Origin of the sequence: Brevundimonas sp. NIBR11 (assembly GCF_027912535.1) — a bacterium.
GTDB lineage: Bacteria > Pseudomonadota > Alphaproteobacteria > Caulobacterales > Caulobacteraceae > Brevundimonas.
Map to the genome: position 1 here is coordinate 906,870 of NZ_CP115465.1, position 11,805 is coordinate 918,674.

An 11,805-nucleotide genomic window follows, 5' to 3' on the forward strand; every position below is an offset into this window, starting at 1 on the left:
TGGTCAGCCCAATCCCGATTTTTGTTTTCACGCACCGGGAAGGCAGGGCCGGTAGTGCTCCGCCGGGTGCGTGAACAATGGTGCGGTCGAGAAGACTCGAACTTCCACGGGTTGCCCCACAGCGACCTCAACGCTGCGCGTCTACCAATTCCGCCACGACCGCTCGCATCGGAGGCGCGCTGATAGCGGAGTGTGACGGGGAAGGGAAGGGGCTTAGGCGGCGCCGGCCATGAAGTCGTAGACATCGGCGGGGCGCGTCACGGTGATGGCGATGCGGTCCTCGCGGATTTCGATCTGGCCGCGGGCGACGGGGTGGTTGTTGGCGAGGATCCAGACTTCGTCGTGCTCGGAGGCGTTCAGCGGAATCACGGCGCCGCGACCCATCTTCAGAAGCTGGGACATGGGCAGCACGGAGCGACCCAGGACGACCGACAATTCGACGTCTACGGCTTCGATCTGGCTCAAGGTCTCTCCGGATACGCTGGAGGGCACAGACGACTGGTCTTGCATTGGCGGCCCTCGGGGACACATTGGGGCGATCATGCTTGCCGACCCGTTAAGCCCTGCCGTTTCCCCGCTGATTCGCAGCGACGGCCGCCCCGTCGAATGGGTCGTGGCGCCCGGTTACGTGCCCTACGAAGAGGCCGTGGCCGAGATGGAGGCGAGGGTGGCCCGGATCGCGGCCGGCGAGGCCGCCGAGCGGGTGTGGTTGCTGGAACATCCGCCGCTCTACACCGCCGGCGTCTCGGCCAAGGACGACGACCTGATCGACGCGGGTCGGTTCCCGGTGCACCGGACGGGGCGGGGCGGGCAGTTCACCTATCACGGGCCGGGCCAGCGGGTGGCCTATGTCATGCTGGACCTGAACCGGCGCGGCAAGGACGTGCGCGGCTTCGTGCGCGGGCTGGAGCAGTGGCTGATCGGGGCGCTGGACCAGTTCGGGGTCGAGGCGGACGTCCGCGACGGCAGGGTCGGCGTCTGGGTCGAGCGCAAGGGTTCGGGTTGGTCGCGCGAAGACAAGATCGCAGCGATCGGCGTCAAGGTGCGGAAGTGGGTCAGCTTTCACGGCGTCAGCCTGAACGTCGAACCCGATCTCGACCATTTCGGCGGCATCGTGCCGTGCGGCATCGCCGAGCACGGCGTCACCAGTCTGCTCGATCTCGGCGTCACGGCGACGATGGACGAGGCGGACGCCGCCCTGAAGGCCAGCTTCCTGCGCGTTTTTGGCGCAGCGGCGAATCTGGCGCCTACGAAATAGAGACTTAAGGCCTGTACTGTACGGTTTCGTGCAGTTGGCCACTGAGTCGAGGGTTTGTGTCATGGACGGATCGAGGGCAGCGCTCGCTGCACAGACCCCGATCGCGTCTTCGGCCTCCAGCGACCTGACGACCTTCTTCGACGTCTCCCTGGACATGCTGGTCATCCGCGCGCTGGACGGCACGGTGGTCCGCGCGAGCCGGTCGTGGCAGACCCACCTGGGATGGCGGCCGGACGAGATGGAGGGGCGGCGTCTGCTGGACTTCGTCCATCCCGACGATCTGGCCGAGACCCTGGCGAGCGCGCGGGAGGTCGAGACGCGGGGCGCCGGGGCGCCGGTGCGGGGGCAGATCAATCGCTACCGCCACAAGAACGGCGGCTATCGCACCGTCGAATGGCGCGCCCATCGCTTCGGCGACCGCATCTATGGCGTGGCGCGCGACGTCAGCGACCGCGTCGCGGCCGACCGGGCCCTGCTCGAGGCCAAGGCGGCGGCGGAGGAGGCCAGCAAGGCCAAGACCGATTTCCTGGCCAATATGAGCCATGAGATCCGTACGCCGCTGAACGGGGTGATTGGCATCGTCGACAGCCTGCGACGCACCGAACTGACGCCGGAACAGCGCGAGATGGTCGACCTGATCCAGAACGCCGGGGTCACGCTGGAGCGACTGGTCTCCGACATTCTGGACGTTTCCAAGATCGAGGCCGGGCGGCTGGATTTCGAATCCCGCCCGTTCGACCTGGGCGAGGCCCTGGCCGGGATCATCGACCTGTCGCACAGCCGCGCCGCCGAAAAGGGGCTGATGTTCGAGGAGCGTCAGGGTCCGGGCGCGCGCGGCGTCTTCATGGGCGACAGCACCCGGATCGGACAGATCGTCGGCAACCTCTTGTCCAATGCGGTGAAGTTCACGTCCGAGGGCACGGTCACGGTCGACTGGGACGTGGCCGGCGAGGGGGTGGGCGAGGGCGTCCTGACCTTCGCGGTATCGGACACCGGGGTCGGCTTCGACGCGGCCACGGGGGCGACCCTGTTCCAGCGGTTCAATCAGGCGGATACGTCGATCACGCGGCGGTTCGGGGGCACGGGACTGGGGCTGTCGATCTGCCGGTCTCTCGCCGAGCTGATGGGGGGATCGGTCGGGGCGCGGTCGACACCGGGGCAAGGCTCGGTCTTCACCCTGACCCTGCCGTTGCAAAGGGTCGTGGCGCTTGAGGAATACGACGGCCTGGCGCCGCCGACGGCGACCGGGCCTGTCCCGCTCATCATGCCCGAACGGTCGCTGCGCATCCTGCTGGCCGAGGATCATCCGACGAACCAGCGGGTGGTTCAACTGATCCTGGGCTCGGCGGGAGCCGAGGTGGTGACGGTCGAGAACGGCGCCCTGGCCGTCGAGGCGGCCGGGCGATCGCGCTTCGACGTGATCCTGATGGACATGCAGATGCCGGTCATGGACGGCCTGTCCGCCACGCGCGCGATCCGGGCCGCCGAACGCGTGGGAATGCGTACGCCGATCATCATGCTGAGCGCCAACGCCATGGCCGAGCACCGCTACGAGGCGCTGGCCGCCGGCGCGGACCTGCACGTCGCCAAGCCTGTGACGGCGGCCAGCCTGTTGGCGGGGATCGCGCAGGCGGTGATGGATTAGGGCGAGAAGCGGATGTTCAGCAGGTCAGCCAGGGTTGGTTAGCGGACATGCAGACGGCCCCGTCGTCGCTGGCGGGGCCGTCCAAATTTCAGGCTTCAATCGTTAGGCAATGAGGCGGCGACGCTGGATGTAGAGCGCAGCGCCCGCCGCGAGAATCGTCCCAAACGCGAACAGGGCCCATTCCGACAGTGTTGGAACAGGCTGGGGCGCGGCAGCAATGAATTGTCCGAAGGCGTGCGGCTGATTCCCCACGGGAACCGACGTGGTGACGGTATTTGTGGCTGTATTGATGACCGCCACAGCGTTGGCGTCTCGACGAGCGACGTAAGCTCGACTTCCGTCCGGGGTAATAGACACCCCGAGAGGTGCGCTCGGCACCGGCACTGTTGCGATGAGCGCCCCAGTGGCGGCATTCAGGACCGACACCGTATTACCGTTGAGGTTCGATACATACAGGCGAGACCCGTCTGGTGTGATCGCAAGCGCGATAGGGCTGGTCCCGACGGTATAGGTCGAGGTTAGCGTTCCAGCCGCAACGTTGACGACTGACACCGTTCCGGCGCCGATGTTGGCGGTATATGCCGTGCTGCCATCGGCGCTGACAACGAGGCCGAATGGGTTGTTTCCAACCGGAACATTGCCGACCACACCATTGGTGGCGGTGTCGATGATCGTCACCGAACTTGTGTTATCGATGGACACGAGGACCCGACCGCCATTCGGGGTGACGGCGACGCCGACGGGTCGACCGCCTAGTGCGATCGTCGCAATCAACGACCTCGTGCCGGTGTCGATAACCGAGAGAGTCTGTCCATTGTAGTTTGCGACGTAGGCGCGTGATCCCGACGGATTGAAAGCCGCGCTGACAGGGAAAGCGCCCACACCGATCGTGGCCAAGACAGTCTTTGTCGACGTATCGATCACAGAGACGGTATTGCCGCCAGAGTTGGTGATATAAACCGAGGCAGCGTCCGGACTGATCGCGACGCCGTAGGGGTTCGCGCCTACGGTGACGGTCTGCGTCACCGTGTTGGTGACCGTGTTGATCACAGATACGGTGTTGGCCCCGTTGTTCGTTATGTAGGCAGTTTGGGCCGCTGCTGCGCTGGTCCATCCCAGCACAATCAGCCCGGCTAACAGTGCGCGAAATCTCGTGAGCATGATGTCCCCCCTTGTAAGAATGGGGCTGCCCCATCACTATGATGTAACGTCGATTTTTTCTCGATTTGTCAATGGCATCGGGCTGCGGCGACTGACTTTTGGCGCTGCCGCATGTAGGATGGCATACCGGGTCGGCCTTTGCTGATCCCCTAGCCGCCTGTGGCGGACCGCGCGGGCTGATCCATACTGAGAAGCCCTTTCCGTGGCTCCGGAGACGACGAGGGGCCGCAACGGGTCGAAAGCGATCTTGCGGTAGTCGTCCAGAACGGGACATCGCGATCTCGAACCGACGTCGAAGATCCGCTGAAACCCATCAACGGATCGGCTCAGGAGCTGAATGAGAAGAAGGGCCGGCTCAATTTACAGGCGGCGGGTGACGCACGCGGGGGCGTTCGGGGCGCTGGAGAAGTTGATGGCGATCGGGGCCGAGGACGATGGAGGCCTGTCGCTGGATCCGGCGGACGCGCTGGTTTGGCCTGTCTCGTCTGTGATGCTGGAGGGCGGGCGAGAGGGGCGCAGGGCGCGCGCGCTCTAGGCGAACTCCACCAGGACGTCGTCGGCCGCGACCGGGTCGCCGGCCTTGGCGCCGACGCCTTTGACGACGCCGTCGCGTTCGGCCTTGAGGATGTTCTGCATCTTCATGGCTTCGATGACGGCGACGGTTTCGCCGGCCTTGACCTCCTGACCCGGCGTCACGGCAATGGAGACGACGAGGCCGGGCATGGGGGACTGGATCAGCTTGGAGGTGTCGGCGGCCTGTTTCTCGGGCAGACGGGCGAACAGTTCGGCCATGCGGGGCGTCAGGACGCGGACGCGGGCCTTCACGGCGCCCGAGCGGATCTGGAAGCCGTCGGCGACGCGGGCGACCTCGGCGGTGAAGGGGATGTCGTCGAGGACCGCGCGGAACTGGGCCAGACCCGGGCGCCAGTCGATGTCGGAGAGGTGCAGGGCGCGGTCCTCACCGGCGAGGTCGAGCGTCAGGGCCTCATCCTCGTCATAGCCGAGCGACACGCCGTGGGCGTCGCGGTCGATCAGGACGATCCAGTCGGTGCGGTCGCTCGGGTCGCCGGACTGTTCGGTCAGGATCTCGTTCATCGCGGCGGCGGCGGCGATCAGGATATCGGTGCGGCGGCGGTCCGGCGCGGCGCCTTTGAAGCCGTCGGGGAACTCGTCCTTGATGTAGCTGGTCGACAGGGCGCCCGAGCGAAACCGCTCCTGATCCATGACGGCGGCGAGGAAGGGCACGTTGTGGCCGACGCCCTGCAGATGGGTGTCTTCCAGCGCCCGGGCCATGCCCTCGACCGCCTCGATCCGGGTCGGGGCCCAGGTGTTCAGCTTGGCGATCATGGGATCGTAGAACATGGAGATCTCGTCGCCCTCGCGGACACCCGAGTCGTTCCGGACGACGTAGCCGTCGTGCTCGCCTTCCTCGGGCTGGTCGTAGCGAACTAGGCGGCCGATGGACGGCAGGAAGCCGCGATAGGGGTCCTCGGCGTAGATGCGGCTCTCGATGGCCCAGCCGTTGATGGAGAGCTGGTCCTGGCTGAAGGGCAGGGTCTCGCCCGCGGCCGAGCGGATCATCTGTTCGACCAGATCGACGCCGGTGATCAGTTCGGTGACGGGGTGTTCGACCTGGAGCCGGGTGTTCATTTCCAGGAAGTAGAAGCTGCGGTCCTGACCGGCGACGAACTCCACCGTGCCGGCCGAATCGTAGTTCACGGCGCGGGCCAGGGCGACGGCCTGTTCGGACATGGCCTTGCGGGTGGCGTCGTCCAGCAGCGGGGAGGGGGCCTCCTCGATGACCTTCTGGTTGCGGCGCTGGATGGAGCACTCGCGGTCGAACAGGCTGACGATGTTGCCGTGCTTGTCGCCCAGGACCTGGATTTCGATGTGGCGCGGGTCGACGATGAATTTCTCGAGGAAGACGCGGTCGTCGCCGAAGGCGGTGAGGGCCTCGGCCTTCACGGCGGCGAAGCCCTCGGCCATGTCGGCGTCGGAGTGGGCGACGCGGATGCCCTTGCCGCCGCCGCCGGCCGAGGCCTTGATCATCACCGGGTAGCCGATCTCGCGGGCGATCTGGACGGCGTGTTCGGAGGTGTCGATCAGGCCCATGTGGCCGGGCACGGTCGAGACGCCGGCCTCTGCGGCGAACTTCTTGGACGTGATCTTGTCGCCCATGGCCTCGATGGCGTGGGGGTTGGGGCCGATGAAGGCGATGCCCTCGGCCTCCAGCCGCCGGGCGAAGACGGGGTTCTCGCTGAGGAAGCCGAAACCGGGGTGGATGGCCTCGGCGCCGGTCTGGCGAACGGCTGCGATGATCTTGTCCTGGACCAGATAGCTCTCGGCCGCGGGCGAGCCGCCGATGTGGACGGCTTCATCCGCCATCTCCACCGCCATGGAGCCGGCGTCGGCGTCGGAATAGACGACCACCGTCTGGATGCCCATGCGGCGGGCCGTCTTGATGATCCGGACGGCGATCTCGCCCCGGTTCGCGATCAGGATCTTCTTGAACATGAGGGACGGATAGGCGGGCGTCGCGGGCGTGTAAACGGCGGGCGTCATGCTCGCCCGAGGGACGAACGGTCACACGGGCGCCGTTCTCGCTTGGCAAGATCAGGGTTCATCGGCTTTAACTCGCGGCCGAGCCATTCGCATCCCCCGCCTGGAGTTCGCTATGATCCGCCTTCTGACCGCCGTTTCGGCGGCCGCCTGCATGCTGACGAGCACCGCCGCCGTCGCGCAGGACTTCCGCGCCCTGGCCCGGACCGACCTCCAGGCCGCGCACGATGCGCTCCGCGACAACCACCCTGCCGCCGTCATCCCCGGCGCGCCGGGCGACACCTTCCGCAGCTGGCTCGACGCCGGTCTGGCGGACGCCAACGGCCGCATCGGTCAAGTCAATTCGGGCGACGCCCACGCCTATCTGATGCGTTACTACGCCGGCGGCTTCCGCGATTCGAACATCGCCATCACCCCGTCGTTCGAAGGCATGGGCCCTTATTTCGGCACCAGCTGGCCCGGCATCGCCACCGGCTGGCGCAACGGCCAGTATGTCGTCACCTATGTGAAGCCAGGCACGCGCAACGCGCCGCGCCTCGGCGAGATCGTGGTCAGCTGCAACCTGACGCCCATCGAAGAGTACGCCCGCGCCAAGCTCGATCGCTGGGAAGGCAACCTCGACACCGAGGCCGGCCGCGTGACCTCGGCGCCCTATCTGCTGTGGAACCGCAACAACCCGTTCGCCGCCGGCACGCCGTCGACCTGCGAGTTCAAGCGCGACGCCCGCGCCCGGCCCCGCGCCGTCGAACTGCGGCCCGTGCCGCTGGTCGCCGGCGATCTGGAAGCCGCCTATCGCGCCACCGTCTACATGCCGGGCGCGACCCCGCTGAACATCGAGACGGTCAACGGTCGTCCGTGGGTCCACGTCCACTCCTTCGCCGACTCGGCGGGCTGGGACGCCTTCAACTCGCAGGTCGAAGGCCAGGCGGCCGCCTTGCGAGGGCCGCAAGGCTTCGTGCTGGACCTGCGCGCCGCCTCGGGCGCCTCGGCCTATACGTCGACGGCGCGCGGCTATGGCCTGGCCAACCGCATCTGGACGCCGGAGTTCACCGTCAGCCGCCAGCCGGCCGCCGGCGCCATCACCTATCGCGCCACTCCGGGCAACCGCACCTGGTACGCCGACACGCTCGGCCGGATGCAGGCCGATCCGCGCTTCGTCCAGGAAGCCGGTCCGGTGATCACGCAGACCCAGGAGATCGTCGCCGCCTTCGACGCCGCCATCGCCGCCGGTCAGCAGACCTTCACCCTGCCGGGACGCGCCGCCGTCGCCGACACGGGCGCCGCCAACCCGGTTCAGGGTCCGGTCATCGTCCTGGTGGACGCCGGCTGCTCGGGCGGCTGCCTGGATACGCTGGACCTGCTGTCCAAGCTGCCGAACGTCCGCATCGCGGGATCGACGACGGCGACCGACACCATCTTCATCGAGCCGACGCAGATCCGTCTGCCGTCGAACTATTCGGACCTGAGCTACGGCCACAAGGCCTGGACCAGCCGCGAACGCGCCAACAACCAGCCGTTCACCCCGGCCCAGGGCCTGGTCTATACAGGCAACCCGGCGGACGAGACCGCCGTGCGCACGTGGGTCGGCACGCTGTTCGGCGGCTGAACATCCTTGATGCGCTAACGCCGACGACGCGGTCGTCGGCTGCTTGAGCGCAGAGATCGGGCCGGGCGGGGGAGACCTCGCCCGGCCTTTTTCTTTGGCCTGTGCTTTGGCCTAGACCGTCCCAGTGAAAGGCGATCGATCCGCTAGCGGTACTGCCGGGCTGTCGCGTCCAGGCGCCGGTCACCCTCGCGGACGTCCGAAATCGAACCCGGGACCTGCTGAGCCAGATACTGGCATCGCGTTTTCAGGCGCGGGAACATCTCGCGCAGGTGGCGCCGCGCCTGCTGGGGCGTCACGCCGGATGCGTCCATGACCACACCGACTTCGGCACGTTCCAAGTCGCGCCCTTGGCTATAGAGGCGGTTCAAACGTCCGTCGGCCCATCCCGCCTCCTGCGTTCGCCGCTCGAAATCGTCGGCGAGGCGGTGGCCCACGGCGAGGTCCGTGCCGTAATAGGGCGCGCACAATGCAAACAATGTTGAGAATCTGCCCAGCCGGATTCCCTCTTCGGTGAGCGCATCAACCTCCGCTTCGGGCGCCGGATCAATGTGCGGAGGGCACGTCGGTACAGTGTCTTCGGATTTCCTGAGACTTCCAATCACAACCTGGATCACCGGCTCCGGCCAGTGCTCGAAGTTGGCCATCCCAGGCGGCACGGTGCAGACGGACGTGGCCTCTGGGCCCTGTGCCTGACCTCCTGCAAAGCGGACCACGAAGCCCGAGTAAGCAAGCCCTTCGGAGTGGCTGTTCTCGACCTTCAGTATTGAGCCGACGTCCTGGTTGGCGTGCAGGCTGAAACGAAGGGTCCCGGCCTCCGCTTCGTTTATGGTGGCCGTTGAACCCGCCGCCGGAGGCATAACGTCGCCGATCTGGATGCGATCGACACCTATCAGATCGTATGTTCCGTCAGCATTCGCGCGAAGGGTGGCTCGCTCACCAATCGCAATGTTCAAGGTGCCCTGAATGAATGCGGACTGGCGGTCAGGGAAACGCTGTGGGGTTGGCGGGTAAGCGGGGGGCGGGTCCTGAAGAGCAAGTGCCGAGACGAGGGCGATAAACAGCACGACACGCTCCGATTGTGGAATGGAGAGGTGGCGCTCTTTCGCAACCCTTGGTCAAGCTGAGCCGCTTGTGAAAAGATAGTTTTGCATCTCAAACGTCCTCAGCAGGTCGGAAGTGACCTTAAGCTCGACGCCTGGCGGCAGACTTTCGAGCCCTTGGAACTTCGCCGATCCCGCCCCACTTTCCTCTCCATGACCGACATCACCGACTCCCGCCCGAACCTGTCCGCCGCCGGATATGACCTGACGCCGCCGTCCGAGGGGCAGAGGGTGGCGCTGGAGGCGGATCTGAACGCGGAAGAGAAGCGGGTCCTGCTGTCGCACGGCACCGAGGCGCCGTTCTGCGGCGTGCTGCTGGGCGAGAAGCGGGCCGGCGTCTTCTGCTGCCGGGAGTGCGGCCTGCCGCTGTTCCGGGCGACCACCAAGTTCGAGAGCGGCACGGGTTGGCCCAGCTTCACCCAACCGGTGTCCGAGGACCACGTCACGGCCATCGAGGATCGCGCCTATGGCATGGTGCGGACCGAGACGACCTGCGCCCGCTGCGGGAGCCATCAGGGGCATGTCTTCCCGGACGGGCCGCCGCCGACCGGGCTGCGCTACTGCATCAACTCCGTGGCGCTGCAATTCGTCGAGGAGGGGCGGCCTCTGCCCGATCCTTTGGGTCGCGGCGACGGGGTCGCGTGACGCGCATGAAAAGATCGCATCACGGTCCGGCCTCAATCCGGGTTAGGATGATCGCCAGTCCGGAGTCTCGCCCATGCTGATCGCCCTCGCGCTCGCTTCCGTCCTTGTCCATGAGGACCCTGACGGCGTGGTCGCGACCGCTCCGCGAATCGGCGAAGGCGCGGTTCTGGTGGGGGCCGAGGCGCCGACGACGGACGCCCGGCCCGAAGCGGCCCAGGTCGTCGCCGCTACGCCGCACAACCTGACGACCCGCGAGCAGATCCAGCGCTGGATTTCCGCGAGGGCGGAGCGCGCCACCCCGTTCGCCGAAGCGACTGGCCCCGAGGACGACCGCGAGATGCATGGCTTCGTCAGCGCCGGCATCGGCACCCATGACTACAGTTCGGTTTCGGTGGGAGTCTCGCTGCCGGTCGGTGATAACGGTCGTCTCGACCTGGCCTATAGCCAGACCAAGAACGGCCTCGGCTATCCGGGCTTCGGATACGGCGCCTTCGGGTATCCGGGCGACTTCGGCGCCGGCGGACTGCTGCCGATCGGGCGCTCAAGGTCGTTCGGCGTCAACGACCCCTTCTACGCGGGGTCTGGTCGATCCCGGTTCCTTTCCCTGGGCTTCAGCTGGGATAAGGATCGGTTGCGCGACGACGATGACCGCCGCCGCGTCTCGGGGCGTCCAGCCGAGGACTGAGCGGCCCGGAAGCCTGTATGTCGCGGCGATTCCCGATCCCTTGACCGCGCGTCCCGCGCGTGAGAGCCGTCCAGCGTGAACGGAGCTTAAGCCATGAAACGATTGATTGCGTTTGGATGCAGCGCGGGCCTGGTGTTGTTGGCCGGAGGCGCGGCTGCGCAGACCGCAGATATCGGGCTTGCCATGACCGATGGCGTGACGTCGGTCACGGCCGGCGGCGCGACCACCTATACGATTGTGATGACGAACGACGGTCCGGACGCCGCGAGCGGCGTGGCCTTCGTCGACACCCTGCCCGCCAGGCTGACGTTCACATCCCTCGTCACACCTGGCGGCTGGACCTGCACAACGCCTGCCGTCGGCGCCTCGGGCCAGGTACAATGCTCGTCCGGCACGGTCGCCGTCGGGACGAACTCGAACTTCGCGCTGACCGTCGGTGTCGATGCCGCCGCTCCGGGCGGCTCCACCGTGTCGAACACGGTCGCGTTTACCGCCAGCGACGCTTTCGATCCGAATGCGAGCAATAATTCGGCGACGGACATCGACACGGTGATCGCCGTTCCACCCCCGGCGCCGGTCCCGACGATGACCGAGTGGGCGATGATCCTTTTGACCGGCGTGCTCGCGATCAGCGGCCTGTCGATGGCCAGCCGGCGGCGCGTTCAGCCGGCGCGCTGACGACGGCTGCTGCAGTCCCGGAAAGCAAAAGGCCCGGTCTCGCGACCGGGCCTTACTCGTTTCGGGATGGTGCCGCCGGGGGGAATCGAACCCACGACCTCAGCCTTACCAAGGATGCGCTCTACCACTGAGCTACGGCGGCCCGTTCCGAGGAAGCGGCCGTATAGCCACTCAACTGCCGGGGGGGAAGCCCGTTTTTCCTTGCTCCGAAACTTTTCCCGGGGCTGACTGATTGCATGACCGAACCGATCGACGTTCCGCCGTCCAAACCCCCGGAAGGGACCCCGGCTGCCGCGCCGAACGAGGTGCAGCGCGCCAGGGCCGAACGGGCGACGCGGCTGGCCAAGGCGCTGCGGGACAATCTGCGGCGGCGCAAGGCGGTCCAGCCGAAGCCTGTGAAGGCGGAGAATTAGAATCGCTCTTTCTGTCCCTGGAGGGGAGAGAGGCGTTCGTCATCGAAGTTGAGCG

The 11,805-nt window shown here is 66.7% G+C and carries 12 protein-coding genes and 2 tRNA genes; 8 read left to right on the forward strand and 6 right to left on the reverse strand.

The window, feature by feature from the left end; translation table 11 throughout:
* Nucleotides 1-78 precede the first annotated feature (78 nt).
* Nucleotides 79-163: transfer RNA gene (locus O5O43_RS04330), tRNA-Leu, on the reverse strand.
* Between the two features lie 50 nt (nt 164-213).
* Nucleotides 214-465, reverse strand: a complete 252-nt coding sequence (locus O5O43_RS04335; RefSeq protein ID WP_271085692.1) for a FliM/FliN family flagellar motor switch protein — start codon at nt 463-465, stop codon at nt 214-216.
* A gap of 76 nt (nt 466-541) precedes the next feature.
* Here O5O43_RS04335 and lipB point away from each other — a divergent pair, with 76 nt between their 5' ends.
* Complete coding sequence (gene lipB / locus O5O43_RS04340; protein WP_271085693.1) at nt 542-1,258, forward strand: lipoyl(octanoyl) transferase LipB; 717 nt, start codon at nt 542-544, stop codon at nt 1,256-1,258.
* Nucleotides 1,259-1,319: 61 nt separating this feature from the next.
* Nucleotides 1,320-2,903: a PAS domain-containing hybrid sensor histidine kinase/response regulator gene (locus tag O5O43_RS04345; protein WP_271085694.1), complete on the forward strand. Its 1,584-nt coding sequence runs from the start codon at nt 1,320-1,322 to the stop codon at nt 2,901-2,903.
* A gap of 102 nt (nt 2,904-3,005) precedes the next feature.
* Here the strand turns inward: O5O43_RS04345 and O5O43_RS04350 are convergent, their stop codons facing one another.
* The gene (locus O5O43_RS04350; protein ID WP_271085695.1) at nt 3,006-4,064 is read right to left on the reverse strand and encodes an IPTL-CTERM sorting domain-containing protein; all 1,059 of its coding nucleotides are present in this window, start codon (nt 4,062-4,064) and stop codon (nt 3,006-3,008) included.
* 337 nt (nt 4,065-4,401) lie between these two features.
* Between O5O43_RS04350 and O5O43_RS04355 the strand changes: the two genes are divergently transcribed.
* Nucleotides 4,402-4,599, forward strand: coding sequence for a hypothetical protein (locus O5O43_RS04355; RefSeq protein ID WP_271085696.1), 198 nt, complete (start codon nt 4,402-4,404; stop codon nt 4,597-4,599).
* On the opposite strand, the gene O5O43_RS04360 is transcribed toward O5O43_RS04355, so the two are convergent.
* On the reverse strand, nt 4,596-6,578 hold the full coding sequence (locus tag O5O43_RS04360; RefSeq protein ID WP_271086382.1) for an acetyl/propionyl/methylcrotonyl-CoA carboxylase subunit alpha: 1,983 nt from the start codon (nt 6,576-6,578) through the stop codon (nt 4,596-4,598). The genes O5O43_RS04355 and O5O43_RS04360 overlap by 4 nt on opposite strands.
* Before the next feature lie 160 nt (nt 6,579-6,738).
* Here O5O43_RS04360 and O5O43_RS04365 point away from each other — a divergent pair, with 160 nt between their 5' ends.
* The gene (locus tag O5O43_RS04365; RefSeq protein ID WP_271085697.1) at nt 6,739-8,229 is read left to right on the forward strand and encodes a hypothetical protein; all 1,491 of its coding nucleotides are present in this window, start codon (nt 6,739-6,741) and stop codon (nt 8,227-8,229) included.
* 143 nt (nt 8,230-8,372) lie between these two features.
* Here the strand turns inward: O5O43_RS04365 and O5O43_RS04370 are convergent, their stop codons facing one another.
* Complete coding sequence (locus O5O43_RS04370; RefSeq protein ID WP_271085698.1) at nt 8,373-9,293, reverse strand: hypothetical protein; 921 nt, start codon at nt 9,291-9,293, stop codon at nt 8,373-8,375.
* A 198-nt stretch (nt 9,294-9,491) separates the two neighbouring features.
* On the opposite strand from O5O43_RS04370, the gene msrB reads away from it, so the two are divergent.
* The 3 genes from msrB to O5O43_RS04385 all read left to right on the forward strand — a co-directional run bounded on the left by msrB (nt 9,492) and on the right by O5O43_RS04385 (nt 11,337).
* Nucleotides 9,492-9,974 (forward strand): peptide-methionine (R)-S-oxide reductase MsrB, encoded by a 483-nt coding sequence (msrB, locus tag O5O43_RS04375; RefSeq protein ID WP_271086383.1) that lies wholly within the window; start codon nt 9,492-9,494, stop codon nt 9,972-9,974.
* A gap of 73 nt (nt 9,975-10,047) precedes the next feature.
* Nucleotides 10,048-10,659: a hypothetical protein gene (locus O5O43_RS04380; RefSeq protein WP_271085699.1), complete on the forward strand. Its 612-nt coding sequence runs from the start codon at nt 10,048-10,050 to the stop codon at nt 10,657-10,659.
* Between the two features lie 93 nt (nt 10,660-10,752).
* Nucleotides 10,753-11,337, forward strand: a complete 585-nt coding sequence (locus O5O43_RS04385) for a DUF11 domain-containing protein (RefSeq protein WP_271085700.1) — start codon at nt 10,753-10,755, stop codon at nt 11,335-11,337.
* A 67-nt stretch (nt 11,338-11,404) separates the two neighbouring features.
* Here O5O43_RS04385 and O5O43_RS04390 read toward each other — a convergent pair.
* A tRNA-Thr gene (locus O5O43_RS04390) sits at nt 11,405-11,479 on the reverse strand.
* A gap of 94 nt (nt 11,480-11,573) precedes the next feature.
* Here O5O43_RS04390 and O5O43_RS04395 point away from each other — a divergent pair.
* Nucleotides 11,574-11,750, forward strand: coding sequence for a hypothetical protein (locus tag O5O43_RS04395; RefSeq protein ID WP_271085701.1), 177 nt, complete (start codon nt 11,574-11,576; stop codon nt 11,748-11,750).
* Nucleotides 11,751-11,805: the final 55 nt, after the last annotated feature.